Here is a 26,606-nt window from a genome sequence, read left to right as displayed (position 1 = left end):
GGGGGCTGTCAGTGCAGATTGGTGTGAGCACATTTGTAGAGACATCACCGGACGTGCAAACCGGCGAGGTGATGAGTCATGCACAGCGATTGCGTGAGGTCGTGGAAGAAATTGTACTTGCAGATCAGGTGGGGTTGGATGTATTTGGCGTGGGCGAGCATCACCGTAAAGATTATGCGGCGTCTTCACCCGCAGTCGTGCTGGCTGCGGCTGCGTCACAGACGAAACGGATACGTCTGACAAGCGCGGTCACGGTGCTGTCTTCTGCAGATCCGGTGCGCGTGTTTCAGGATTTTGCCACGCTCGACGGGATTTCGAACGGACGTGCGGAAATTATGGCGGGCCGGGGCTCTTTTATCGAGTCCTTTCCACTGTTTGGATATGATTTAAATGATTACGACGAGTTGTTCAACGAGAAGTTGGAGTTGTTGTTGAAAATACGGGAGTCCGAGAAAGTAACCTGGAGAGGCGGGCATCGGCCGGCAATACATGATCTGGGAGTGTATCCGCGTCCGGTTCAGGATCCTTTGCCGGTGTGGATTGGCAGCGGGGGGACGACCGATTCTATTGTCCGTGCAGGGCTGCTTGGACTCCCGCTTGTTCTGGCGATTATCGGAGGAAGACCCCTTCAGTTTGCCCAGCTCGTGGATCTCTATAAGAGAGCGGCAGTTCACGCAGGTCATGATCCGTCGCGCTTGCCGGTAGCGTCGCACTCGCACGGATTCATTGCGGACGATAACCAGGCTGCAGCGGACAAGTTTTTTCCTTCCACGCAGGCAAGTATGAATAAGCTCGGAAAGGAGCGCGGTTGGGGGCATTACGACCGTGCAAGCTACGATGCCGCGCGAAGCTTCGAAGGAGCGCTGTACGTAGGGGACCCGGAGACCGTTGCCGGAAAAATCATTCACCTTCGTAAGAACGTCGGCATCACACGCTTTATGCTGCACGTACCGGTCGGGACGATGCCCCATGAGGACGTGCTGAGAGCTATTGAGTTGCTGGGAACAGAGGTAGCGCCGCGGGTTCGAGAAGAAATAGCCGGATAAACGGAAAACGGTCCTATATCTCCACCCGTTATCATGATGAAGTAATGCAAGAGATCCAGACCTTACCTTTACTTCACCTCAACAAACAACTCTATCTTCTCACGCACTTCCTGAGCGGTCGCACAGGAGTTGAGCTCCTGTACCAAGCGCGTACACGCGGTTGTGTCCAGCTGTGAAAGGGCGGCTTTCACCTTGTTTAGCGAAGCGGTCTCCATGCTCCATTCATCCAGTCCATAACCTGCAAGCACTGGAGCGGCGAAAGGGTCGCCGGCCATGCCCCCGCACATTCCGACCCATTTTCCTGCAGTATGGGCTGCTTCGATCAGGGTACGGATAGAACGGAGTACCGCCGGATGAAAGTAATCGTATAGATAAGATACTTTTTCGTTCATGCGGTCTACGGCCACTGTGTATTGAACGAGATCATTGGTACCGATGCTGAAGAAATCGACTTCTTTGGCGAACAGATCGGCCATCTGGATGACGGATGGGATCTCGGCCATAATGCCGACCTGGATATCATGGTCAAATGCAATGCCCTCACGCTCAAGCTCCTCATGGATGTCAGACACTACAGCACGAGCCTTTCTCCATTCGTCGATAGAGGAGATCATCGGAAACATGATGCGCAGCTTTCCGAAGGCGCTCGCTCTGACGATAGCGCGAAGCTGCGTATGAAGCACTTCCGGCTGGTTCAACCCTATGCGGATCGCGCGATAGCCAAGAAAAGGATTCGTTTCCTTCTGCAGTGCAAGATAAGGCAGTTCTTTGTCTCCTCCAATATCGAGGGTGCGAATGACGACAGGCTTCCCGTTCCACATAGAGGCAATTTCCTTGTAGACCGTGTATTGTTCTTCCTCGGATGGCATCCGGGCAGCGTTCATATACATGAACTCCGTGCGAAACAAGCCTACACCTTCCGCACCGCTGTCTACAGCTGATGCAGACTCTTGAACAGTGCCGATGTTGGCAGCGAGCTCGAATTGTTTACCATCCGTGGTTTGCGCCGGACGATACTGGAACACCTCAAGATTACCCCTCTCTTCAAGCAACCGGGCCCTTTTTTCAAGGTAGGATTGAGTCGTTTGTTCTGACGGGTTGACGATGCAGATACCGGACCCTCCATCTACAATGATCCGGGCACCGTTCGTAATTTGCTCCACTGAGGCACCTGCGCCTACAATGGCGGGAATGCCCATCGATCTGGCCAAAATTGCCGTATGTGACGTTTTGCCGCCAATTCGGGTGACAAATCCGAACACATATTCAGGATCAATGTCCATTGCATCCGAAGGTGTGATATCATGCGCGATGAGAACGGTGCCGCCCTCCACGCCGCTCAGCTCTTGCCGCTCAATTCCCTGCAGCGCATCCAGCAGCCTGCCCCCAATATCCTGAATGTCTTGCGCACGTTCGCGCATATACTCTTTGTCCATGTTTTGAAATAAAACAACGAATTTATCCGTCACTTTACTTGCGGCAGCCACCGCCGGCATCAGTTTTTTGCGGATCAGCTTTTCCATATCCCCGGTGAAAGCAGGATCCATAAGCAGGCCCTGATGCCCGGCGATAATTCCTTTTTGCTTGTCATCGTATCGGACTGCATTGCGCTCCAAAATATGCTGCAGCTGCTTCATTACTTCTTCTTTAGCGGCCTGCAGCTTGAGTAGTTGTTCCTCAACCTGCTCCTCGGAGATTGCGGCAGACAGATCGATGCTGCGCTCCACAGGCTGAAGCCCGTAGTGAACGGCAGTGCCGATCTGTACACCTTCGGAGGCAGCGATACCGTGAATTATGAGTTCCTTCATAGCTATTCTCCGAACCCGCTGTCGATCAGCCGGATCAGCGCCGCAACAGCTTGCTCCTCGTCCGGGCCTTCTGCAGAAATGGTAACGGAGGAGCCTTTTTCAAGACCTAATGACATTAGTCCCAAAATGCTTTTTGGATTGATTTCGTCATCCTCTCCAGTCGCAGTGAAGGTAATGTCGCTTTCGAATTTATTGGCAAGCTCGGTGAACAGTTGAGCGGGTCTTAAATGAAAGCCTTGTTCGTTCTGTATCGTTGTCGTTTGGGTCACCATGTGTCTCAACTCCCTTTATGCTTCTCTGTGTTAAAATTGTAAAGCTTGCACGATCTCCTCCGGCGTTGTCGCCTGCAGCAGCTGATTGCGGAAAGATTCATGGATTAGTTTTCGCGCTAATGTCGTTAAAATTTTCAGATGCTCCTGTCCCGCCTGCTCAAGTGGCACCCCGATCAGGAAAGCCATCGTGACCGGCTGCTCGTCAAGCGACTGCCATTCAATCGGCTGCGCGAATTTGGCAAAAGAGAGGGCAGGCTTTACTACTCCGGCTGATTTGCCGTGTGGAATCGCGACACCAAAGCCAATTCCGGTCGAACTGCTCTCCTCGCGTTTTAATACGTCGTTTATAAACTGACCGGCATCCGACACATATCCTTGCTCGGACAAGAGGGAAGCCATCTGCTCGACAGCGGCAGTTTTGGAGTCTGCGTTCAAATGAAGATCAATCGTTTCCTTCGTCAGAATGTCACTAATAACCATTGGAGTCACTCCCAGTGTTGTATTTTATTATGCGGCGTTTCAGGCTTTGCTTTTTTTCAGGACACTAATCATGATTGCCGTTACAAACGTTCCTATCACAATCGATAACGCATAAAGTCCAAGTTGTTCCACGGCATGAGGAATGGGGAGAACGAAAATTCCGCCGTGCGGTGCACGAAGAGTAGCTCCAAACGCCATAGATAGTGCGCCGGTGACGGCAGAGCCGACCATAATGCTCGGAATGACACGGAGCGGGTCCGCCGCTGCAAAAGGAATTGCTCCTTCAGTAATGAAAGAAATACCGAGGACGGAGGCTGCTTTACCTGCTTCTTTTTCTTCTTTTGTAAACTTTTTGGGAGCCAGCAGCGTAGCCAGGAACAGTCCAAGAGGAGGAGTCATCCCTGCTGCCATAACAGCAGCCATCGGACCGAATACATTGCTCGCCAGAAGACCGATAGCGAATGTGTAAGCGGATTTGTTGACCGGACCCCCCATGTCGAAGGCCATCATAGCACCCAGGATCAGGCCGAGAAGTACCGCGTTCGTTGAGCTCATGCCCGTTAACCAAGCCGCGAGAGCATCCATAATCGCTTTAATAGGGGCTCCGATAACATATTCCATTAATAAACCAACGATCAGCGTTGAAAGCAGCGGAATAATCAGGATCGGCTTGAGGCCTTCAAAGTTTTTCGGCAATTTAATGTATTTTTTCAGCGCATTCGCAACATATCCGGCGAGGAAGCCTGCGATAATACCGCCCAGGAAGCCTGCTCCAAGCTTGGAAGCGAGCATACCGCCCACCAACCCGGGCGCTAAACCGACACGATCCGCAATGGAGAATGCGATAAATCCGGCCAAAACCGGCACCATTAAAGCAAAAGCGGCGCCGCCGCCTATATCCATCAAGGCCGCGGCCAGCGTGCCCTGTTCTTTGAACGCGGTGATTCCGAATACGAAGGACAGCGCGATGATCAAACCGCCTGCAACGACAAGCGGCAGCATGTTGGATACGCCTGTCATCAAGTGTTTATAAACGCCGGAACGTTGTGCGCTCCGCTCTTCCTTGGATTTTTGCACTTGTTCATACAAATCCTGCGTGTGCCCCGGCTGCTTGGCGAGTGCTTCATCCAGCAGGCGGTTTGGGTTCTTGATGGCTTCAGCCACCGCTACCTTGACCACCGGTTTTCCGGCAAAACGAGACTCCTGCACATCCGTGTCCGCCGCAATAATAATGGCATGAGCGTCACGTATTTCCTGGTCGCTCAGTTCGTCTTCAATGCCCATAGCACCGCGTTTTTCAACCTTTAATGAAATGCCTCTTTCGGCTGCGGATTTTTCCAGAGCCTCCGCCGACATGTAGGTGTGGGCAATACCTGTCGGACAAGCGGTTACCGCTAAAATTTTTTTCTCCATATCCTTACCTCCCTGAATTAAATTTTGCTAACCTTAACCTCATCCACGCGCTGGTTGACTTCGGCCAGCGTACAAACTTGCGTTCCTTCTTTGGAAGCGGTTAACGTGCCGGCAGTCGTTGTCCAGGCCGCTGTTTCCGCAAGGCTCTTGTTGTGGAGCATACAGTAAATCATTGTTGCCACCATCGAGTCACCGGCTCCAACCGTGCTTTTTGGGATAATCGGGAATGGGGTTACGCGGAACGCTTCCTTATCGTTCATAGCGATGGAGCCTCTCTCACCCATGGAGACGATAAGGAGTGAGACACCCTGATTGATCATCTTTCGTCCAGCGGAGACAACATCTTCGTCCGTTAACAGACGGTGTCCGCACCACTGCTCCAACTCATGAATGTTTGGCTTCAGAGCGTAGGGTACTGCACGCATTCCTGCTGCCAAAGCTTCGCCATCCGCATCAAGCACGGTAACGATCCCTTTGCGGTTGGCCATATGGATGAGCTCGGCATAAACGGAAACCGTTATTCCGGGAGGAAGGCTGCCGCCCAGCACCAAGTGAGATGAATTCCCCAGGCATTGGTTGAAAACTTTCAAGAAAGCTGCAAGCTCCGCGATGCTCACTTCAGCGCCCTGCTCATTAATTTCTGTAGTGACTTGTTTTGAAGCGTCAACAATTTTTAAATTTGTTCGGGTTCGTCCCGAAACCGGCGTGAAACGTAGAGTAAGCCCGGCTTGACGCAAGCTTTCAATTAATTCCTCGCCCTCGGCTCCGCCGGACAATCCGGACACCAGCACCGGTACATCAAAATTGTGAAGCAGACGGGCCACATTGATTCCCTTGCCTCCCGGATCCAAACGAACTTGCTTCGCTCTGTTCAGCATACCTGGCTGGAGCTGGTCAAGAACAATGGTTTTATCCAGGGAAGGATTGAGTGTGACGGTTAATACGGTAGGTTTCATCTCTATCAGTCCTATTCGAAGTCTGCGGTAATGACCGTAATGCCACTCCTGCTTAGACTTTTTTTCTCTTCTTCGCGAATACCCGAATCGGTGATGCAAACATCGATATCATCCAGGTCAGCAAATTTCGCAAAGCTTGATTTGCCGAATTTGGATGAATCCGTCACCAGAATGACTTGCTGCGCGCAGGATATCATTTTGCGCTTGATCTCGGCTTCCGTCATATTGGGTGTTGTGAGTCCAATAGAATGTTCAGCGCCATTGGTAGCAATAAAGCACTTATCCACACGGATCATGTTCAAGCATTGCTCTGTAAACATGCCGACCAGCGATTGGGTCTGTGGGCGATATGTGCCTCCGAGGAACAAAAGCTCGATGCCCGGGTGAAGCAGCTCCAAATAAGCGGGAGAAATGATTGCATTCGTAACGACGGTTAGATGATTGAATGTTTTTAATTCCTGGAGTATATAAAATGTAGTCGTACCGGAATCCAGCAATATCGTGTCCCCGTCTTTAATAAACTCAACGGCTTTTTTTGCAATCGCTTTCTTTTCGTTCGGATATTGGATCTCCTTCTCGAGAAAGCTTGGTTCTATCGTAACGCTTGGTTTGGAGATTCTTATCGAGACCGCTCCGCCATGAGTTCTTTTGAGTAAATTGGCGTCTTCCAGCTCCTTGAGATCTCTGCGGATGGTGGATTCGGAGACATCGAGCAGCTTACCGAGCTCAATGACATCAACCCGTTCTTCCTCTTCTAATATTTGGATGATTTTGCTTTTTCGTTCTTCAACGAACACGATGTAGGATTCACCTCCCTATCAGGACAGATGGATAAACGGATTTTTGATCGATTGTGATTGTTTGCGCTTATTTATGATTATATATTTTTTGAAACCGCTGTCAATAGAAAAATTAAATCACATTCAGCAGTTAATAGTCAGATACGTTTATTTGATAAAAAAACCGTCATCGCGGCTGAAAGCTGTTTTGCTCAGCGCTTACAAATTTTTATTTACAGATTGACCAGGAAGCAGTAATATAGTACTGAACTTGTATACAAGTATACCTGTAGACTTATTAGGTGGTGATCGATATCAAGCTAGGCATGATAGGTCTTGGTAAAATGGGATTTAATCTGGTGCAGAATCTGCTTGTCCATCGGCATCAGGTTGTCGTTTACGATGTGAATCCTGAGCCCGGAAAAAAATTGACGGAGTTAGGTGCTGAACCGGCCGAAGCCATAAAAGATCTGGTCTCAAAGTTGGAATCTCCTCGTGTTGTATGGATTATGGTTCCGGCAGGCAAGATTGTGGATAGTGTGATTGATTCTCTCATCCCTATGCTGGAACAAGGCGATATCGTCATCGATGGCGGGAACTCCCACTACAAAGAATCTTTAGTTCATGCGGAGAAGCTGAATGCGTATGGGATCAAGTTTTTCGATGTGGGTACATCGGGAGGTACGGAAGGCGCTGCGCATGGAGGCTGTTTTATGGTTGGCGGGGATAAGGAAGCGTTCGCAACTATCGAGCCTTTATTTGAAGGCATTGCCGTCGATAATGGATATTTGTACGCCGGCAGGAGCGGCAGTGGTCATTTTCTTAAAATGATTCACAATGGTATCGAGTACGGGATGATGCAGTCGATTGCCGAAGGATTTGAACTGCTGTCGAAGAGTGAATTTGACTTCAGCTATGAAGAGGTTGCCCGCGTCTGGTCGAATGGTTCTGTCATTCGCAGCTGGTTGATGGAGCTGACGGAAAATGCATTCTCTAAAGATCCCAACCTGGATGAAATTCGAGGGGTAATGCAGAGCTCAGGCGAAGGAAAATGGACTCTTGAAACTGCGCTTGATTTGGAAGCGAGTACACCGGTTATCGCTCTGTCCTTATTGATGAGATATCGTTCACTTGAGTCCGATACGTTCCACGGCAAGGTTGTTGCTGCTTTGCGCAAAGAATTCGGCGGCCACGCTGTTGTCCGAAATAATTAAGGAAACTCATTCCTCCAATAGAATCGTTCGGCTAATCTGTGCTAAAATCGATAATATCTATCGTTTTTAATAGCCTGAATACGATTTAAATAGGAGAGTTGAGTTATGATGCGTTATCCTTCTGCGTGGCTGCAGGGCGTGTCCCTGGGGGAATCGATCGCTTGCGAACTAAGGCTGCAAATTATCAATGGAACTATAAAATCCGGGGATGTTATTTCTGAGAATCGGATTGCCGCTGATTTTGGCACCAGCAGATCTCCGGTTAGGGAGGCTTTGAAAACGTTATCAAATGAAGGGCTCATTCGTCTGGAACGGATGGGAGCGGTTGTTCTGGGGTTAAGCTTGCAGGATGTCGAGGAGTTGTACGATGTCAGGTATTTGATCGAAAGCTTTGCCCAGCAGCGTCTTGCCAGCGGTAACCGCGATCCGCTGCTTGCAAATTTGAAGCAAATCATCGATAAGATGGAAGTAGCGATAAAATACGATGACTGTGTGGAGTTTTCCTATCTGGACTTTTGCTTTCATGAAGCGATGATTGTTGAGGCCAAGCATACAAGAATTCTGCATCTATGGAACAGCATCCGTCGTATTGTATTGACTGTAATGCTGATTACCACACAGGAAGTATTCTCGGAAGGCCAGGCAAAGTTACAGAAGGTTATCGAGAAGCATCGAACTATAGTAATAGGCTTGGAGTCCAAGGATGCAACCGTTATTCAAAAAGTGGTGCAGGAGTATTTCGCGGATTCCAATAAAACCCTTCACAGCAGTATATCTTAATTTTTTGCCGAACAGGCGGCATACCTGAAATATCTTAAAAGTTGTCGACCTGTATACAAAATGAAAGCGTTTATTTATTGAAATCGTTGTATAAAAGGGAATGCTGTATAACGTAAATACTAACGAGTTAAAATAGGAGGCCTCATCATGAGTACGATCTTCGGGTTCAGTCATAATGTGACATTATTAGTTTGGGCATTAATTTCTATTGTTTTTCTTATTGTGCTTATCGCCAAATATAAATGGAATCCCTTTGTCACTCTGCTGATTTCTTCTTTGCTGCTAGGCTTTCTTGCAGGGATGAAGCCTGCGGATGTTATTAAAGCGGTAACTGGTGGTTTGGGCGGTACGTTAGGAACGATTGCGATCGTTATTGGACTTGGTACTATGCTGGGAAAAATGATGGCCGAATCAGGAGGAGCCGAACGGATCGCTACAACGTTAGTGGATAAGTTTGGCGAGAAGCGCGTTCATTGGGCAATGATGATTGTCGGCTTTATTGTGGGAATCCCCGTATTCTTTGAGGTGGGCGTCATCTTATTGATTCCGATTGTGTTTATCGTAGCCCGCAAAACGAAGATGTCGCTTTTACAAATCGGTATTCCGGTTCTGGCCGGACTTTCTACGGTGCATGGACTTGTTCCTCCGCATCCGGCTCCGATGATTGCTATCGATGCATACAAAGCGGATCTGGGAAAAACGATTCTTTATTCCATAATTGTCGGATTGCCGGCTGCAATTCTTGCGGGTCCTTTATTTGGTAAATTTATCGGTAAAAGAATTCAGGTTGAACCCCCGGTCAATTTGGCTGAGCAGTTCACAAGTAAGTATAATCGAGAGCTGCCGGGATTCGGAATTACATTGTTTACGATTCTGCTGCCTGTTCTGTTAATGTTAATCGGGTCAGTGGCCAATATTATCGATCCTAAGGCGGCCAGCGGCCTCACGCAGTTTTGCGAGTTTATCGGGCATGAGATTATTGCACTGTTGATTGCCGTTGTGTTTTCATTTTTCTCCCTGGGTTTCTCCAGAGGGTTCACAAAAGATGACGTATCCCGATTTGCCAGTGAATGCTTGGCGCCAACAGCTACGATTATATTGATTATTGGGGCAGGCGGGGCTTTTAAGCAGGTATTGATCAACAGCGGGGTGGGCGGAGCGATTGCCGCGATTGCTACTCAGGCTCATATTAACGTTATTCTGTTCGCGTGGTTTGTAGCCGCTTTAATTCGCGTCGCAACCGGCTCGGCCACCGTAGCTATGACCACCGCGGCCGGTATAGTAGCCCCTGTGCTTGTGCAGAATCCGAGTGCGAATGTTGAGCTTGTTGTATTAGCCACAGGCGCGGGCTCACTTGTGCTGTCGCACGTAAATGACGCCGGTTTCTGGATGGTAAAGGAGTTCTTCAATATGTCCGTGCCGCAAACCTTAAAATCCTGGACCGTTATGGAAACGATTTTATCTGTAATAGGATTGATCTTCATTCTTCTTCTTAGCACTGTGATTTAAGAGGTTGGAATTCATCAGGAAAGAAGGTACATCAAATGACTCAACCTATGTATATGATTGGTGTTGACATCGGAACAACAAGCACAAAGGCCGTTCTCTTCGAACAAAGCGGGAAGGTCGTGACCAAGGCGAACGAGGGCTATCCTTTGTATACACCTACTTCGTCTGTCGCAGAACAGGATCCTGACCAAATTTTTGGGGCAGTTCTGCAATCGCTGAAGCGGGTGATGGATCAAAGTCAAGTCAGGCCGGAGCAAGTGATGTTTGTGTCATTCAGTTCGGCCATGCACAGTGTCATTGCGGTAGATGCCGAAGGCAAACCGCTTACGCGGTGTATTACTTGGGGGGACAACCGGAGCGTGGCCTGGGCCGAGCGGTTAAAACATGAAATGAACGGGCATCACATTTATTTACGGACAGGGACACCGATCCATCCAATGTCTCCGCTGCCCAAATTGATGTGGCTTCGCCACGACCACGAGCATCTGTTTCAAAAGGCCAGCAAATTTATCTCGATAAAAGAATACGTTTTTGCCAAACTATTCAATGAATACGTGGTAGACTATTCCGTTGCATCAGCAACCGGAATGATGAATTTGGAAAAGCTGGACTGGGATGAAGAGGCTCTGGAAGTCGCCGGGGTGTCGAGAAACCAACTGTCCAGACTTGTGCCCACTACCTATGCGTTGAATGGGATGAACTCCGTTTTTGCAGAAGAAATGGGACTTGCCGTAAACACACTATTTATTGTAGGAGCCAGCGACGGCGTTCTCTCCAATCTTGGTGTGAATGCGATTGAACCGGGAGTAGTCGCGGCCACGATAGGTACAAGCGGTGCGATCCGGACCGTCGTTGACAAACCGGTGACAGACCCGAAAGGGAGAATCTTTTGTTATGCTCTGACTGAAAAGCACTGGGTGATCGGGGGGGCGGTCAATAATGGCGGTATGCTGCTTCGATGGGCGAAGGATGAATTTGCGGCATCTGAAGTGGAGACGGCAAGGCGTCTGGGGATTGACCCCTATGACTTACTGATGCAAATTGTTGAACGGGTCAGGCCGGGTTCGGACGGATTGCTTTTCCATCCCTATTTGACCGGAGAACGGGCGCCGCTGTGGAATTCGAATGCTCGAGGGTCCTTTTTTGGCTTAACCCTGCACCACCGGAAGGAACATATGATAAGGGCAGTTCTGGAAGGGGTCATTTTTAATCTGTACACGGTAATGTTAGCGATGGAGGAGCGTATCGGACGGCCCAAAAAAATCCAGGCAACGGGGGGATTCGCCCGTGCCCCGCTGTGGCGTCAAATGATGGCGGATATTTTTGATCAGGAAGTGGTAGTTCCCGAAAGTTTTGAAAGTTCATGCCTTGGCGCTGCGGTGCTTGGTTTATATGCGATTGGAGAATGCGATTCACTGGATATTGTTTCCACCATGGTAGGCGCGACGCATGAGCACAAACCGATTAAGGCACATGCGGAGATCTACCATCAGCTGCTGCCAATATATATCCAAATCTCACGCAAGATGGCAGAGGAATATGAGGCGATAGCCAGATTTCAGCTGAAGCTTTTTAACGAGTAGATGAAATGCATCAGCAGTTTGTTATTCAGAAAACAGCACTAAGTAACACTGAGTGTTACTTAGTGCTGGGAACCGGATACATACTAAAACTTAATTCCCTTTAACGATCTCCGATAAAATCTCATAAGAGTGCAAACGGGCTTGGTGGTCATAAATTTGGGCGGCGACAATCAGCTCGTCGACTTGGGTTTCATCAAGCACACGCTGTAATTTTTCGCGAAGCGTGTCTTTAGTACCGGTGAGGGTGTAGCTCAACTGCTTTTGGACAATAGCTTGCTCATGGTCGTTCCACAGACCGTCCATACTTTCCACCGGAGGATTCAATTGACCGGTGCGGCCGCGGATAAGGTTAAGGAACTGCTGCAGCTGGGATGTTGCCAGCCTGCGGGCCTCTTCGTCCGTGTCGGCTGCAACCACGTTAATGCCGATCATCACATACGGCTCGTCCAGCGCCTCCGAAGGGCGGAAGTTGCTGCGGTACAGCTCTAATGCCGGAAGCAGATAGTCCGGAGCGAAATGGCTCGCAAAGGCGAAGGGCAGGCCAAGCTGTCCTGCCAGCTGAGCGCTAAAGCCGCTTGAGCCCAGCAGCCAAATGGGAATGTCCATCCCCTCGCCAGGGACGGCGTGTACCCCAAGTGTGCCGGAGCCGGTCAAGTAAGAACGTAGCTCGCTAAGCAGCTCCGGGAAATCCTGGCCGTTGCTTGCCGGGCCGCGCCGCAAGGCACGGGCTGTCAACTGGTCGGAACCCGGCGCTCTCCCCAGACCGAGATCGATCCGGCCGGGGAACAAGGACTCCAGCGTCCCGAACTGCTCGGCAATCACCAGGGGAGCATGGTTGGGCAGCATAATTCCGCCGGAGCCTACCCGGATTTTTTCGGTGCCGGCGGCTACATGCCCTATCACTAGAGATGTGGCCGAGCTGGCAATCCCCGGCATATTGTGGTGTTCCGCCAGCCAGTAGCGGTTGTAGCCCCACTTTTCCGCATGCTGCGCAAGATCAAGCGTATTTCGGAAAGATTCCGCCGCCGTGCTGCCTACCACTATCGGGGCGAGATCCAGTATCGAAACGGGAATCTCATGTATTTGCTTCATTTGTCGAACCTCCTGAAAATAAATGCTATGTATTGCTGAAACTGTTCCTGCAACAAGGAAACCCCGTACCCACGCTGGTTGAATTCAAGCACAAATGGCATATGCCGGTCTGTCCGAAAATCAAATTCATTATGAGGTATTCCGCGTTATTATATTCCCCTGTCTTACATTTTACCCACTGCGTAATTGACATTGCAAATTGGACCCCATCCGGGTGGCGCAAATTTTCATTTTGCCTGCCGGGTCTGTATAATAATCCTATATTTCTTTACTTACAGGAGGGCTCCATGTCAAACCGAAAATGGACTGTGGGGCTGTCAGCTATATTTCTTGTGTTCTGTTATTTTCTCGTTCAGTTCCTGTCTTCCACGATTACGATCGAGCGTCTGGTCCAGCAAATGCAGCAGAGTAAAGCCGACAACAGAAATGTAAAACACGTCGTGCTGATCTCCCAAGAGCTGGACAACCCTTATTGGCGAACGATGCAAAAAGGGGCCGAAGAAGCCGCAGCGAAAATGGGAATGGAAATAGAGTACACTGGCCCGATCCGTATTAACCCTGCAGAACAATTGAAACTTCTGGAAAAATCAATCGCTGCCAGGCCAGATGCGCTTTTGGTGCAGGGGGTGAAGGACCGACAATATGATGTTCTGATCGGCCAGGCGATAGATGAAGGAATCAAAGTGATTACGGTGGACACGGACTCGCCCGACAGCAGGCGGCTGGCCTACGTAGGGACGGATAACAGGGAAGCGGGCAGGCGGATGGGGGAGCTTGTGGCCGGGGACAGCAGTTGGAAGGGGAGCATCGGGGTCATTATCGGAAGCGAGCTTGCCGAAAACCAGCTGCAGCGTCTGGAGGGCTTTCGCTCTGTGATCGACAAGACGGCGGGGTTTCAAATTGTGGATGTGCGTTCGTCGAACATTTCCCGGTTCCAGGCTGCGGGGCAGACGGAGGCTATGCTGAGCCAATATCCCGGGATCCGGACGATTGTCGGTTTCAGCGCATGGGATGCCGTTGGAGCTGTTGAGGGAATGAAAGCAAAAAATAGGGCGGACATCAGGGTTTTCGGCTTTGACGATTTGGGGGAGACCAGGCAAGCCATTGCCGGGGGGGCGATTATGGCTTCGGTCGTACAGCAGCCGAGCGAAATCGGGTATTCCTCTGTGTCTCTCCTGCATCAGTATTTCAATGGCGGTTCTTCGCCGGCCAAGCAATATACGGCTACGGAAATTCTGGATGCCAGCCGGTTGAAGCCGGGAGAGGTTCACCGATGAATATACGCAGGATGCTTTTTATTTTCATTCCGGCGCTTGTCATTTTGAACAATTCCATTGCTTTCTTCATCTTTCAAAGCGGAAGGACCGTTCAGATGAGCTATAATGTGGCGCTGGAGCGGGTGCTGCTGTATAAGCAAATCGCCGGTCAAACAGAGGGAAATCTGCGGGCCTTGAACCTTTATTTAACGGACCGGAGCCAAAGCCGCCATTCCGAATATTTGCGTCAGAGAGATATCCTGAGCGGCCTACGAGGAAGCCTGTCGGCGCAAGAAACGATCCAGGCGACAGGCGGCGCCGTGCGGAATTACCGGAATATGATCGACACTTTCATCGCCCAGGAAGAAGCTGTTCTGAGGGCTGTGGCCAGCCAATCCTCCTTAAGTTATGTGGCTCTGTACGAAGAGGCGGAGAAAACGGCGGGGTTCATCCAGGAAGAGGGCCATCAGCTGGTGGACACGGAGCTAAGCTTTTACCAGCCATTCTACAGGCAAATACTTGTCCATACGGATGTTATGAATAAATGGGGAGTAGCCATCTATATCCTGAATACGCTGCTCAGCGTCGCTTTCGCTTATTGGATCTCTCTCGGGATTTCCAGGCCGATCAAGCAGCTGGTGCAGGCCGCAAAGAAGATTTCATATGGAAATTTGCAGGCCGCCCCCCCACGGATCGGTGCCCATAACGAATTTGGCATTTTATCCGAGGCGTTCGGGCGCATGCAGGACAATTTGAAGGAACTGATCGCCAGAGACAAGGAAAGCCTGGAAAAGGACCGGCTGGTGAAAGAGCTTGAGCTGAAGGCTCTGCAAAACCAGATGAACCCGCATTTTCTTTTTAATACGCTGAATGTGCTCTCTAAACTGGCTTTGCTCGAGGGCGCGGAAAAAACGAGCGATCTCACCGTGTCCATGTCCAATTTGCTGCGGTACAACCTGCGCAAATTGGATCGCCCTGTCACGCTGAGGGATGAGGTGAATCACGCGAAGGAATACTTCGTTATACAGCAGGCCCGTTTCAATGACCGGATCCGGTTTGTGACGGAGATTGACGAGGCCGCTTTGAACGTGCATGTCCCTACGCTGACCCTTCAGCCGATTCTTGAGAACGCTTTTGTCCATGGGATTGAGGGAAAGGAAGAAGGCGCTGTGATCCGGCTCACGATCGAACGCCTGCAAGATACGGTCCGGGTGGCGATTTCAGACAATGGCTTCGGCATGAGCGAGGAGGTCCGGGAATCCCTGCTTCGCTTTGATGCGGAGCCGGTGTTTATGCAGGACAGGGGGCAGTCGACCGGTTTGGGGACGCGCAATGTTTTTAAGCGGCTTGAATTATTTTATGGACGGCGGGACCTTGTGGAAATTGACAGTAAGCCGGGCCGGGGAACGACTGTCATTATGCGGATTCCATGTACAGGAAAGGAGGGAGGGGATGTATCGGATACTGATCGCGGATGACGAAACGTTAGAGAGGGAAGGCATCGAATGGATCATAAACCGGATGATGCCCGATACCTTCGAAATTATTCACGCGGAGAACGGCCGCACTGCCATTCAAAAGGCGGAAGAATATCGTCCTCATATCGTCCTGATGGATATTAAGATGCCTGGGATCCAAGGCTTGGAGGCACTCAAGGAAATCAAAGCGCGCAATCCCCATGTAAAAATGGTTCTCGTGACCGCTTACGAATATTTTGAATACGCCAAAGAGGCCCTGACCCTCGGGGTGAAGGAGTATTTGGTGAAGCCGGCTAAACGCGATCAAATCGTGGCTCTTCTTCAGCGGCTGGCGGATGAGATCGAACAGGAGCAAACCAGGAGGGACGAGGAGCTTGTCGTACGAGAGAAGTTCTTTCAACTGCTTCCGCTTGCGGAAACGGAAATGGCACTGGCGTTTATGGCGGACCAAGTGCAAGAAACCGATCTGGAGCAGATGGCCGATATTTTGCAGCTTTCTATAGACCTAGGCTGTTCCCTTGTGGTCGCGCTATCCGAGCTGAGGCAATCATCTGAAGAGAGGTCAGACAAGGATAAGAAACGAATTTACGATACGATAAAAAGCCTCGCTAAAGGCTTTGTCAAGGATAGGTACGGCTGTGTCGTGAGTCCCATGATCCATGGGCATATGGCAATATTTTTGATCGAAAAGGCGGAACCGGCGGGCCGCAGCTTTGCTGAAGATTCGCTTCTGCTCGGCTCAAAGCTTGTGGATTCCCTGCGTCAGCAGTGCGGTCTCGACTCCTCGGTGGGAATCGGATCAGTTAAATCGCATATTGACGGAATCAGGAGATCATACTATGAAGCCGTGTTTGCGTCAACTTACCATAAAACGTGGGGAAATGTATGCAGGTTTGACGACCTGAAGCTTCTGCGGACGGAAAATGAAGAGGAAGCTGCCCAAAGGCCTGGCATCGACAACACTTCTCAGCGCACGTATGTGGAGCTTGCGATCAGGCAGATCCGTGAAGAACGAGAGCAGCAAACATGGAATGTGCTTGACCGCGCGGCCGCGTTCATTAAAGAAAAGTTCCACGAGGAACTTTCCCTGGAAGAAGTGGCGGAGCATGTCCACTTAAATCCGCATTATTTCAGCAAAGTATTCAAACAGCAGACCGGAGAAACCTTCATTGACTATTTGACAAGGCTGCGCATTGAAAAGGCCAAAAACTTGATCGGCGACGGGCAGCTCAGTTTGAAGGAAGTCTGTTATCAGGTCGGATATAAAGACCCCAATTATTTTAGCCGCGTTTTTAAAAAGGTGACCGGGGTAACGCCGACCGAATACCGGGGCCAGCCCAAATAAAGTCAATGCCCGAGGGAGTAACGGGTTGGCTTGTGAGGTGTATAGATTTGGTTATTCAAACTGATTTAATACCCCAAAAAGGATCCCATGCCCCAAGGAGGCATGGACTTTTTTGTGTTGGCGGCGCAAAAATATGCTAGTCGCGAGCAATTCACAGATGCGGAGGGGGTCGCACTCGATATAATGCTGTTAAACAGCAAATAAGTGAAGGGAATGGCCCGATATATCAGGTTTGATGCATGGTATAATGATTCCACGGCTCGTCACAGGTCAGAAGGTGGACAAGCCAGGTGAGTTTTCATGCAAATTTCTTGACCAATGGTAAAATATAAAAAGGACCCGTGCAAGCACGGATAAGTCAGAAAGGAAAAGTGAAGTGAGCGTAAACATCAACGCACAATACGAACAAGTAAGCGAAAATAACAAGAAGCAGGATGAGCAAGTAAGCATGAAATTTGTGACGCTTGTTTCGATAGTAGCCGCTTTAGGCGGTTTGCTCTTTGGATTTGACACGGCAGTTGTGTCAGGTGCCATCGGTTTTATGAAAGAACGGTTCCTCTTAAATGACGTGCAGGTTGGCTGGGCTGTTTCCAGCTTGATTATCGGCTGTATCGCCGGGGCTGCGGGAGCGGGCGTGCTGAGCGACAGGTTCGGCCGGAAAAAAGTATTGATCTCCGCTGCGGTCCTGTTTATTATCGGATCCTTCGGTTCCGCCATTCCGGACACATTCACCGGTTATGTTATCGCCCGTATTATCGGCGGACTCGGCATCGGTATCACCTCAACTCTATGTCCTCTTTACAATGCGGAAATCGCGCCTGCCAAATATCGCGGCCGTCTGGTGGCGTTAAACCAGCTGGCGACGGTAACCGGTATTTTCCTCGTCTACTTCATAAATATGGGAATAGCCGGATATGGAGATCAGGCATGGGGCGTTTCAACCGCTTGGCGGTGGATGTTCGGATTCGGCGTTTTGCCGGGACTGCTGTTCCTTGTACTGCTGTTTTTTGTGCCCGAGAGCCCTCGTTGGTTGATCAAGCAGGGAAGGGCCGCGGAATCTCTTCCGATTTTATTGAGGATTCACGGAGAAGAATTGGCCAAAAAGGAAGTCCTTGATATTAAAGAATCGTTTAAACAGGAAAGCGGCTCCGGCCGTCAGTTGTTTGCCCCGGGCATGAGGCTTGCTCTCACCGTGGGTGTGGTACTGGCGATTCTCCAGCAGGTCACTGGAATTAACGCGATTATGTACTATGCACCGGAAATTTTCAAACAAACGGGTGCAGGCACCAATGCCTCGCTGATCCAGACGATTCTGGTCGGTTTGATTAATTTTCTGTTTACGATCCTGGCCCTGTGGCTCATAGACAAGGCAGGACGCAAGGCTCTCATGCTGGTCGGTTCCGGATTGATGGCACTGTCCCTGTTCGTCATAGGATTCGCTTTTCATACAGGCCATACTTCAGGACCTATGGTACTTATCTTTATTCTGCTGTATGTCGCTTCCTTTGCTGTGTCTCTGGGGCCGGTCGTGTGGGTAATCATGTCCGAAATTTTCCCGAACCGCATACGCGGAAAAGCCACCGCGATCGCTTCCATGGCGCTGTGGGCGGCGGATTATGTCGTTTCCCAATCGTTTCCGCCGATGCTTGCTACGGCTGGGCCGTCGGTCACCTTCTGGATATTCGGCGTGATGTCTGTGTTCACTTTCTTCTTCACCTGGCGTGTTGTCCCCGAGACAAAGGGGAAATCGCTGGAGGAAATCGAATCTTTGTGGCAGTCGAAAAAAGCATAATTACAAAATCGTCCAGGTGCCGGAAGCTGATTCCGGCATCTTTTTTTTTGTTAATATCGTATTCGCCTTAGGCCCCAAAATTAGTATAGTAACTTATGAAGGAGGAAAATTAATTTACAAAAACAGGGTTGACAATTCGAATGGGACCTAATAAACTAATGTTAGTGAATAAATAAAAGTAAGCAATAATGAATTGGAGGAATTTATAATGGCAAAAACAAAATGGACTGTTGACCCTAGTCACAGCAGCATCGATTTTTCAGTGAAACATATGATGATCGCGAAGGTAAAAGGAACTTTCCATTCCTTTGAAGCGAACATCGAGGCTGACCCTTCCGACCTGAGTTCAGCTGACATTCAAATCATCGTCGACCTTAACAGCGTGGATACCCGCAATAATGATCGTGATACGCACCTGCGCTCCGCTGACTTTTTTGACATCGAAAACCAACCGAAGATGACCTTCCAATCGACACAGATCACTAAAACGGGGGAAGGGGAATACAACGTGACCGGTGACCTGACGCTGCACGGCGTAACTCGCCCTGAGACTTTTAAAGCCTCGTTCGAAGGTGGGGGCCAAGACCCATGGGGAAACAAAAAAGTCGGGTACAGCGCGGTCGGAAGCATCAAACGGAGCGACTATGGACTGACTTATAACGCTGCGCTTGAGACAGGCGGCGTGCTCATCGGGGACGAAGTGAAGATTTCCATCGAAATTGAAGCTGCTGAACAAGCTTGAGGAATAGGCTTGGAAAAAGCCGCTGTCCGGCCAAGAAGGTCGGCCAGCGGCTTTTTCCTTTGGATAGGAAACAATGATGTTCGGTGGCGTGGATAAAATGTTAGTAATATTCAGAATTTTATGAAATCGGCAGGAAAAATGGAATTGAAATGGAATTTATTTAATTACGGGAGCTAATAGTGCGTTGTCTTGACGAAACGGAGCCCTGGCGGTTTGCATAATTACGCCAAGTGTGACAAAGTAATACCGATTCCTATTATATATAGAGGAGGCCAATCTTCATGAACTACCATTTTTTTGTAGGCAACGACAATGGAAATAGCGAGCATGACCTTATTATTGACGGAAAACCGGTCCAGCAGCCTAATGTCAACTGTACGGTGGACGAGCTGCCGTGGAGCGAAGAGCAGGCGCCTGAGAGCTTCATTAAAAACCTGCAGGAACAGCTGGTCGTAACTATCGATTCTCCGGCGGCACGGCCGGGCATGTACTATATCGGAAAATTCGCACTGGAGAGCGGCGAGATCCTGGACAATCTGCAGATCGGAATCGATCTGAAATGCGACATGGATTTGCCGCTTATCAACACGCTTGCGCAGATTGCGGCTGTAGCCGTACAGAAGGCATATGAAGAAGAGAAGACCATTCCGGAGAGCATCGAGCTGGAAGTGGATATGGCGACCGCTCTTCCGGTTACGCAGCACACGGATGAAAATTCCGCCAAGTTCGAGAAAAGGTTTATGACCGGTTCCCACCATGTGACTGTGCATCTCGGCATCCAGCGTGTGAGCGTCAGAATGACCTTCAGCTTTACGAAAGTGGTTCCTGAAGCGACGCCTGTCATTTTTACACTGCAAAAAGATGTGGAAGGCAACTGGAGAGAAGGAGACATTTTCCAGGAGTTTACCGAAACCTACGAGCTTGATGAGAAGTTCAACGGCAGTTATTTTAAGGATAAACGCATCCTTCATGTCGATATCGGGGACGGTTCGACCGAGTATCCGATTACGGAGGGCAATAAATTTCTGCGCCAGTTTGTCCACGGAAGCCATCATGGCGCAGGTTATGCCATTGAGGAAGCGTTGGATGAATTCAACCGGCTTATCCATCTTCCCGACAGCCCGCGGCAGTTTTTCAGCGACGTCATCAAGAATCCAAATCACAAATATCACGCCAGAGCGATTAAAACATTGAAAAGGCCCCTGGAAAGCCAAGTGAGACAGATCATCCAGAATGTCAAAAGACAGCTGACCAAGGCAAGAAACGAGATCGATGTGGTCTGCGTTTATGGCGGCGGCAGCATTTTGATGAGGACTATTCTGTATCCGCAGTTGAAGGAGCTTTGTGACGAGCGGGAAATCAAATTGTTATATATTCCTTCCGAATATGCGGTACAGATGAATGCGATGGGATTGGATGCTTTTGTCCGCGGAAAAATCTATGAAGCTCTGAAAAACAAGGCTATGCAGCCGGCTTAGAGATTATAAGATTCCCGGTAAAACCTAAAAGCGGCAGAAGGTGACATCCATGAAAAAAACGAAACAACCCGGCGACAATATAAGTCTGAAAACCAAAAAAACAGAAGATCCTTCCGTGATGAAGTGGATCAATGCGCAGACCAACCTGATGGATTCCATCCGTTTTCTGATCGAAAGGGAGCTGCATGAGAACGGGGTACGGAATCTGCAAGCTTTTGTACCGGCCGAACGCAGCTTTACGGCTGCAGTGCAGCAGGCGATTGGGCAAAGTCCGGTCGCGACATCGTCGGCAGCTGCGGCCCGACATATTGATAACAGGCTGATAGACGAGCCTTCGGAGGAAGCGCCGAAAGTGAAGCCGCATGAGGAGCCGAAAGAGAAGGCGAAAGTGAAGCCGCATGAGGAGCCGAAGGGCAAAGCGCCGGCCGCGCCGGTCGAGGATGATATCGACGACGAGGACATTGAGTCATGGACTTAAGAGTATGTTGAAGATAAGGCAGTGCTGAGTAATCTTAAGTATTCCTAAGTGTTACTTTATGTCACTGGTCTTAGTATAGCAAAGTACGACTAAGTAATACTTGATAATACGAAGATGTGCCGCTATATGAGAAACCAAACAACTTTTCCGCATCTATTGAATTAGTTCTTGAATTATTTGTCTGTCACATATAAGGTGGACATCTGCGAACAGCAGTGTTCACTTTTTTTTATTTGGCATTTGAAAAATCTCCGCGGAATTAAATGGCGAGAAAAAATAAATTTGCATTTCAAATCAAAAGGTGGTAATATGAACTTATTCGTAAATTGAATCCTGAATTCACTTGTTGTAAAGGGTAGTCATTTGTACGATGGAACCTTTTTCAATGTGTGAATTTTTTATTTTTATCAGAAGAATAAAAAGAACATGTTAATAAAATTTTGGAGGTTTTCCTAATGGAAACAGGTACAGTAAAATGGTTTAACGCAGAGAAAGGCTTCGGCTTTATCGAAGTGGAAGGCGGAAGCGACGTATTCGTGCATTTCAGCGCGATTACAGGCGACGGCTTCAAAACTTTGGACGAAGGCCAACGCGTTCAATTCAATGTGGTACAAGGCAACCGCGGACCGCAAGCTGAGAACGTAGTAAAACTGTAAGCCAAGCGCAAGACTGCTCTTAACAAACGTTGGGAGCAGTTTTTTTACATTTTTCAGGATTCCCCGCAAAGTACCAGGCATGACCTTCAAGGTTCCTGCTTTACTTTGCGGGGTTATTTTAATAAGGAGGGGATTTACAATGTATAATCGAAAAAAGTCGTTAGAGGACATACCACATGAAAACACTGCCATTTGGTCCTGCGAGAACGAAGATTGTACCGGTTGGATGCGTGATAACTTTGCTTTCGAGCATATGCCGACCTGCCGTCAGTGTCATTCCCCGATGGTGAGCAGCGTTAAGCTGCTGCCGCAGCTGATTAACACGAATAAAGACATGAAATCGCTGAAGAAAGGCGTGCACATTTCCTAGCCGGGGCCGCCTTGCTTAATTTTCATATTATAGAAGAAGGGCTTTCCTTTTGGAGATGCCCTTTTTCTATTTCGAAGATACGTGCATCCAATTGACAAATGAGGGATTCGCTCTGAAAATAGACATAGCCAATAAACACCACAGAAAACAAAGGAGCACATGGCAGCGGGAAGAGCAGCATCTTGAGCTGTGGGCCTTCGGGGACAAGCGGGATATGCAGGAAAAATGGACGCATGAGCATGTGATGGAGGCGGCTTCGCAGATCGTGGAGGTGCAGCCGAACTTGGAGATGAAGTTCAAGCACGACGGCGTGGCGGTGAAAGGCAAGATTGCCGACTACGGCAGCCGGATTCACATCGGGCGCTTGAATGGACGGTATATGGTGATGATCGAAGTGAATAACTGGCATTCACGGCGATGGAGGGCATTTTAAATGAAAAAGGTATTGTGGCTCGGCTGCTTGTCTTATTTATTGATCGGTTTTGCGCATGTAGTGATCGGCTCGCTGCTGCCCAAGCTTCTAGAGCACTTCGGGAGAAATTACTCGGAAGGCGGTTCTCTCATTTTTGCCCAATTTATCGGCTTCCTGGCAGGTGTTCTGGTTAGTCCGGTGTTGACGCAGCGATTGGGAAAGAAGAGTCTGCTGCTCAGCGCCATCGGTCTGTTGGCGGGGGCGGAGCTGGTGTATACGATCATCCCTTTGTGGGAGGCCCTGTATCCGATCGGCTTCATTGCCGGCTTTGGTTTCGGCACCATTGAAGCGATCATAGGTACGATTGTCATTATGGCGTTTACGGAAAAAGCTGGCAGCGCCATGAGCCGGTTGGAGGTTTTTTTCGGGCTGGGAGCTCTGATCATGCCGCTGCTGGCCGGATGGTTCGTCGCTTTCAATGTGTGGAGGTGGTCCTTTGCATTCATTGCGGTCATTTCTTTGGCTGCCTTTGTCTTATGGGCAAGACTAAGAGCCGAAGAGCTGGAAGGTGGTCTGGACCCCGGAGAATCGTCGGCTGAGCAAAATACCCCGGTGAACAATAAATTTGCCAAGGAGGAGTTGCCCGTCCTGGCCGTCCTGATCCTGTTCTTCTTTCTGTACGTAGGTACCGAAATGAGCTTTGCCAATTTTCTGCCTTCGATATTCATAGACAAGCTGGGGGTGAAGGAGGCGTGGGCTGCGCTTAGCGTTTCCATGTTCTGGGGAACGATGACCATCGGAAGGCTGTTTGCCGGCAGGCTGTCCGAACGGATCGGTTATGCGCGTTACATACAAATCGGAACCTTCAGCGCGATCGTTCTGCTGTCCGCTATTACGGCTGCCGAGCACTTGTGGAGCGCTTATGCAGCGGTTCTTCTGCTTGGCTTGATGATGTCAGGGCTGTTCGCCATCGCGCTTGTGTTTGCGAACCGGCTGCTCCAGGGGAAGACGGAGAGGACCAACAGCCTTCTTATTGCATCAGGCGGGATCGGAGGGGCCGTGCTTCCTTTTGCAGCAGGGAGAAGTATGGATCTATGGGGCAGTACGGGCACATTGTGGTTTCTTGCTGGCACAGCGGCAGTCATGTTCGGTCTCAGCGCAGCCATTCCCCGCGTTTCCGGTTCTGACCGGGAGGAAAAAGGGCCGAATCCTAGCCGGTGAACGTTATTCTTTTTCTTTCCGTCTCTTTTTTATTGCAGTTATGCATGGTGAGAGGTAAAATCGTAAATAGAGTTCCATTCGAAGCCTGGTCCTACATATTTTAGAGAAAGTAGAATGCTTCCTATGTTATGAAAACGTTCATAATTGATATGAGTGTGACCCGGCACCACGGAGAACAGTCATGCGGCAGAGGCAGTCGGCTTAATCACGTATGCGAAGCAGGGTTCGAAACCATACTACGGGATATCTGTATCTAACAGCAAAGGAGGAAATTTTTCTATGTCAGAAACTACTGCTCAACAAGCAGCCGCGCAAGAGACGGTTGCACCGGAAAATTCCACATCTTCCTCGGCAAAGCAACCGGATGTGCTCGATCAGCTGATGAAGCCGGAAGTTCAGGAATCGCTTACGATGCTGGTGGAGAATCTGCCAAAATTGACGGAAATGGTGACTCTTCTGACCAAGACCTATGATTTCGCCCAGTCCGTAGCCACCGACCGTGTGCTGATCGACGATTTGGCAGGCGGGATGCAGGAAATCGTGAAGCCAATACAGGAAAAAGCAAAGGATTACGCTGCGGCGGCTATCGAAGCGAACGATCGCGCACAGGCGGATGCGAATACCATCGGCCTATTCGGCCTGCTTAGAATGCTGAAGGATCCGCAAGTACAGAAGATGTTCCGTTTTGGACAAGCCTTCCTGGATGTATTAGCCGAACGCCAAAAAAACAAATAATCAAATATGCTGGAACAAAGGACGGAGGATGAGCATGGCGAAACATATTTTGATTCTGGGCGGCGGATACGGCGGCTTGCTAAGCGCAATGACAGCCCGCAAGTATATGTCGGCTGAAGAAGCTGCTATCACGGTCGTTAACCGTTTTCAGACCCATCAAATCATTACGGAGCTGCATCGTCTGGCAGCAGGAAATGTGAACGAGAAGGCCGTGGCGCTGCCGCTGGAGAAGCTGCTGCGCGGCAAAGACATTGATCTTAAGATCGACACGGTAAAGGAAATTTCGCCTGACGCGAAACAGGTTACCTTGGCGAGCGGCGCGAAATTGAGCTATGACGCTTTGGTCATTGCGCTGGGCAGCGAAACTGCATTCTTCGGTATTCCCGGACTGCAGGAGCACAGCTTTATCCTGAAATCCGTGGATGACGCTAACCGTCTGCGGGCGCATGTGGAAGCCCGCATCGAAGAGTACAGCAGAACCAAGAACAAAGCGGACGCGACCTTTGTGGTTGGCGGCGGCGGACTTACAGGCGTTGAGCTGGTCGGCGAATTCGCTGACATGCTTCCGGGACTCTGCCGGCAGTACGCGATCGACCCTAAAGAAATTTCCCTGCTGTGCGTAGAGGCGGCTCCAAGCATCCTTCCAGGCTTTGCACCTGAATTGATCGAGCGCGCCCAGACAAGCCTGCAGAACCGCGGAGTACAATTCTTGACCGGCCTGCCGATCACCGAGATGAAAAGTACCACCGTTTCCTTAAAGGACGGCAGCACGATCGAAACCAAGACGCTTGTTTGGACCGGCGGCGTGCAGGGCAATTCCGTAGTCGCGGGCTGCGGTATCGAAGTGAACCGCGGCCGTGCAACGGTCAATGAGTTCATGCAGTCGACTTCCCATCCCGACGTATTCCTTGCCGGAGACAGCGCAGTCGTGTTCGCACCGGAAGGACGTCCGTACCCTCCGACAGCGCAGCTGGCATGGCAGATGGGCGAGAACGTCGGCTACAATATTTTCGCTTATTTCAAAGGCGCTCCAATGCAGACGTTCAAACCGGTGTTCTCCGGTACGTTGGCCAGCTTGGGCCGCAAGGATGCCATCGGCACCGTGGGCGGGAACCAGATCCGCTTGAAAGGCTTGCCGGCATCGTTAATGAAGGAAGGCAGCAACATCCGCTACCTTTCCCACATCCACGGCCTGTTTACATTGGCGTATTAATCGGAACAAGAGAAACTGTCTATGGAGGTTTTGGCTTTTTGAAGTCAGCCGTATAGGCAGTTTTTTAAATTTTAAAAGAGAGATTTGTTATTGCGCGGGAAATAAACCTGTGCATTTTCAATGAAAAAGCTAATCTTCGAACCGAAGAGATACTATCACCTTTATTTTGGGTAATCAATATTATAATGAAGGAGGTTATGTCGATGAGTGATATTTTGAGGAAAGCCATTGCGCTGGGTCTGGGAATTACTGCCGTCAGCCGGGAAAAAGTGCAGCAGTTTGTGGATGAGCTGGTTGTCAAAGGAGAATTGGGGCGCAACGAATCGAAGGAAGTCGTGGACCGTCTGATCGCAAGAGGAGAAGAGCAGCAGAGCGAAATCAAGCGGATGGTGCAGGACCAGATTCGCAAAATTCTGGCCGACATGGATGTGGCTACGAAGCAGGATTTGCAAGAGCTGGAGCAAAAACTGAAATCCTCCGAGCCTCCAACCTTGTAAT

The 26,606-nt window shown here is 49.8% G+C and carries 26 protein-coding genes; 19 read left to right on the top strand and 7 right to left on the bottom strand.

Features of this window, described 5'->3' with window-relative positions; translation table 11 throughout:
* Window positions 1-11: 11 nt before the first annotated feature.
* Window positions 12-1,046, top strand: a complete 1,035-nt coding sequence (locus ACZ5N7_RS14410; RefSeq protein ID WP_464655092.1) for an LLM class flavin-dependent oxidoreductase — start codon at window positions 12-14, stop codon at window positions 1,044-1,046.
* A 68-nt stretch (window positions 1,047-1,114) separates the two neighbouring features.
* Here the strand turns inward: ACZ5N7_RS14410 and ptsP are convergent, their stop codons facing one another.
* Genes ptsP through ACZ5N7_RS14380 form a run of 6 tightly spaced genes read right to left on the bottom strand, consistent with a single transcriptional unit; the run spans window position 1,115 to window position 6,772 of the window.
* The gene (ptsP, locus tag ACZ5N7_RS14405; protein WP_464655090.1) at window positions 1,115-2,854 is read right to left on the bottom strand and encodes a phosphoenolpyruvate--protein phosphotransferase; all 1,740 of its coding nucleotides are present in this window, start codon (window positions 2,852-2,854) and stop codon (window positions 1,115-1,117) included.
* 2 nt (window positions 2,855-2,856) lie between these two features.
* Complete coding sequence (locus ACZ5N7_RS14400) at window positions 2,857-3,126, bottom strand: HPr family phosphocarrier protein (protein WP_464655088.1); 270 nt, start codon at window positions 3,124-3,126, stop codon at window positions 2,857-2,859.
* A 30-nt stretch (window positions 3,127-3,156) separates the two neighbouring features.
* Window positions 3,157-3,606, bottom strand: a complete 450-nt coding sequence (locus ACZ5N7_RS14395) for a PTS sugar transporter subunit IIA (RefSeq protein ID WP_464655086.1) — start codon at window positions 3,604-3,606, stop codon at window positions 3,157-3,159.
* 39 nt (window positions 3,607-3,645) lie between these two features.
* Window positions 3,646-5,019 (bottom strand): PTS fructose transporter subunit IIC, encoded by a 1,374-nt coding sequence (locus ACZ5N7_RS14390; RefSeq protein WP_464655084.1) that lies wholly within the window; start codon window positions 5,017-5,019, stop codon window positions 3,646-3,648.
* A gap of 17 nt (window positions 5,020-5,036) precedes the next feature.
* On the bottom strand, window positions 5,037-5,975 hold the full coding sequence (gene pfkB / locus ACZ5N7_RS14385) for a 1-phosphofructokinase (protein ID WP_464655082.1): 939 nt from the start codon (window positions 5,973-5,975) through the stop codon (window positions 5,037-5,039).
* An 11-nt stretch (window positions 5,976-5,986) separates the two neighbouring features.
* Window positions 5,987-6,772 carry a DeoR/GlpR family DNA-binding transcription regulator gene (locus tag ACZ5N7_RS14380; RefSeq protein ID WP_464655080.1) on the bottom strand — a complete coding sequence of 262 codons (786 nt, stop codon included), beginning with the start codon at window positions 6,770-6,772 and terminating at the stop codon, window positions 5,987-5,989.
* 296 nt (window positions 6,773-7,068) lie between these two features.
* Here ACZ5N7_RS14380 and gnd point away from each other — a divergent pair, with 296 nt between their 5' ends.
* The 4 genes from gnd (at window position 7,069) to gntK (ending at window position 11,840) form a co-directional block, all read left to right on the top strand.
* A complete protein-coding gene (gene gnd, locus ACZ5N7_RS14375) occupies window positions 7,069-7,968 on the top strand; it encodes a phosphogluconate dehydrogenase (NAD(+)-dependent, decarboxylating) (RefSeq protein WP_464659291.1) in 900 nt (299 codons plus the stop codon).
* Between the two features lie 108 nt (window positions 7,969-8,076).
* Window positions 8,077-8,748, top strand: a complete 672-nt coding sequence (locus ACZ5N7_RS14370) for a GntR family transcriptional regulator (RefSeq protein WP_464659289.1) — start codon at window positions 8,077-8,079, stop codon at window positions 8,746-8,748.
* 147 nt (window positions 8,749-8,895) lie between these two features.
* Window positions 8,896-10,257, top strand: coding sequence for a GntP family permease (locus tag ACZ5N7_RS14365; protein ID WP_464655078.1), 1,362 nt, complete (start codon window positions 8,896-8,898; stop codon window positions 10,255-10,257).
* Between the two features lie 35 nt (window positions 10,258-10,292).
* Entirely contained in the window at window positions 10,293-11,840 is a 1,548-nt protein-coding gene (gene gntK / locus ACZ5N7_RS14360; protein ID WP_464655076.1) for a gluconokinase, read from the top strand.
* A 90-nt stretch (window positions 11,841-11,930) separates the two neighbouring features.
* Here gntK and ACZ5N7_RS14355 read toward each other — a convergent pair whose 3' ends face one another.
* On the bottom strand, window positions 11,931-12,932 hold the full coding sequence (locus ACZ5N7_RS14355) for an LLM class flavin-dependent oxidoreductase (protein WP_464655074.1): 1,002 nt from the start codon (window positions 12,930-12,932) through the stop codon (window positions 11,931-11,933).
* A gap of 287 nt (window positions 12,933-13,219) precedes the next feature.
* Between ACZ5N7_RS14355 and ACZ5N7_RS14350 the strand changes: the two genes are divergently transcribed.
* The 14 genes from ACZ5N7_RS14350 (at window position 13,220) to ACZ5N7_RS14285 (ending at window position 26,605) form a co-directional block, all read left to right on the top strand.
* A complete protein-coding gene (locus ACZ5N7_RS14350; protein WP_464655072.1) occupies window positions 13,220-14,209 on the top strand; it encodes a substrate-binding domain-containing protein in 990 nt (329 codons plus the stop codon).
* The gene (locus ACZ5N7_RS14345; RefSeq protein ID WP_464655070.1) at window positions 14,206-15,666 is read left to right on the top strand and encodes a sensor histidine kinase; all 1,461 of its coding nucleotides are present in this window, start codon (window positions 14,206-14,208) and stop codon (window positions 15,664-15,666) included. The genes ACZ5N7_RS14350 and ACZ5N7_RS14345 overlap by 4 nt, the downstream gene beginning before the upstream one ends.
* Window positions 15,641-17,011, top strand: a complete 1,371-nt coding sequence (locus ACZ5N7_RS14340) for a response regulator transcription factor (RefSeq protein ID WP_464655068.1) — start codon at window positions 15,641-15,643, stop codon at window positions 17,009-17,011. Before ACZ5N7_RS14345 ends, ACZ5N7_RS14340 begins: the two co-directional genes overlap by 26 nt.
* Window positions 17,012-17,399: 388 nt before the next feature.
* On the top strand, window positions 17,400-18,803 hold the full coding sequence (locus ACZ5N7_RS14335; RefSeq protein ID WP_464659287.1) for a sugar porter family MFS transporter: 1,404 nt from the start codon (window positions 17,400-17,402) through the stop codon (window positions 18,801-18,803).
* Between the two features lie 208 nt (window positions 18,804-19,011).
* Entirely contained in the window at window positions 19,012-19,545 is a 534-nt protein-coding gene (locus ACZ5N7_RS14330; RefSeq protein WP_464655066.1) for a YceI family protein, read from the top strand.
* Window positions 19,546-19,826: 281 nt separating this feature from the next.
* Complete coding sequence (locus tag ACZ5N7_RS14325) at window positions 19,827-21,023, top strand: ParM/StbA family protein (RefSeq protein WP_464655065.1); 1,197 nt, start codon at window positions 19,827-19,829, stop codon at window positions 21,021-21,023.
* 49 nt (window positions 21,024-21,072) lie between these two features.
* The gene (locus ACZ5N7_RS14320; protein WP_464655063.1) at window positions 21,073-21,501 is read left to right on the top strand and encodes a hypothetical protein; all 429 of its coding nucleotides are present in this window, start codon (window positions 21,073-21,075) and stop codon (window positions 21,499-21,501) included.
* Between the two features lie 455 nt (window positions 21,502-21,956).
* Complete coding sequence (locus ACZ5N7_RS14315; RefSeq protein WP_464655061.1) at window positions 21,957-22,157, top strand: cold-shock protein; 201 nt, start codon at window positions 21,957-21,959, stop codon at window positions 22,155-22,157.
* A 139-nt stretch (window positions 22,158-22,296) separates the two neighbouring features.
* Complete coding sequence (locus ACZ5N7_RS14310) at window positions 22,297-22,527, top strand: cold-shock protein (RefSeq protein WP_464655060.1); 231 nt, start codon at window positions 22,297-22,299, stop codon at window positions 22,525-22,527.
* A gap of 55 nt (window positions 22,528-22,582) precedes the next feature.
* Window positions 22,583-22,960 (top strand): DUF3898 domain-containing protein, encoded by a 378-nt coding sequence (locus tag ACZ5N7_RS14305; protein ID WP_464659285.1) that lies wholly within the window; start codon window positions 22,583-22,585, stop codon window positions 22,958-22,960.
* A complete protein-coding gene (locus ACZ5N7_RS14300; protein WP_464655059.1) occupies window positions 22,961-24,160 on the top strand; it encodes an MFS transporter in 1,200 nt (399 codons plus the stop codon).
* A gap of 279 nt (window positions 24,161-24,439) precedes the next feature.
* The gene (locus ACZ5N7_RS14295; protein WP_464655058.1) at window positions 24,440-24,895 is read left to right on the top strand and encodes a DUF1641 domain-containing protein; all 456 of its coding nucleotides are present in this window, start codon (window positions 24,440-24,442) and stop codon (window positions 24,893-24,895) included.
* A 34-nt stretch (window positions 24,896-24,929) separates the two neighbouring features.
* Entirely contained in the window at window positions 24,930-26,108 is a 1,179-nt protein-coding gene (locus tag ACZ5N7_RS14290) for an NAD(P)/FAD-dependent oxidoreductase (protein WP_464655057.1), read from the top strand.
* 203 nt (window positions 26,109-26,311) lie between these two features.
* Window positions 26,312-26,605 (top strand): phasin family protein, encoded by a 294-nt coding sequence (locus ACZ5N7_RS14285; RefSeq protein WP_464655056.1) that lies wholly within the window; start codon window positions 26,312-26,314, stop codon window positions 26,603-26,605.
* Window position 26,606 lies beyond the last annotated feature (1 nt).

It is taken from the genome of Paenibacillus sp. JCM 18996 (assembly GCF_055392555.1).
The sequence above is the reverse complement of the archived record's forward strand: the minus strand, read 5'-3'. Positions and strand labels throughout refer to the sequence as shown.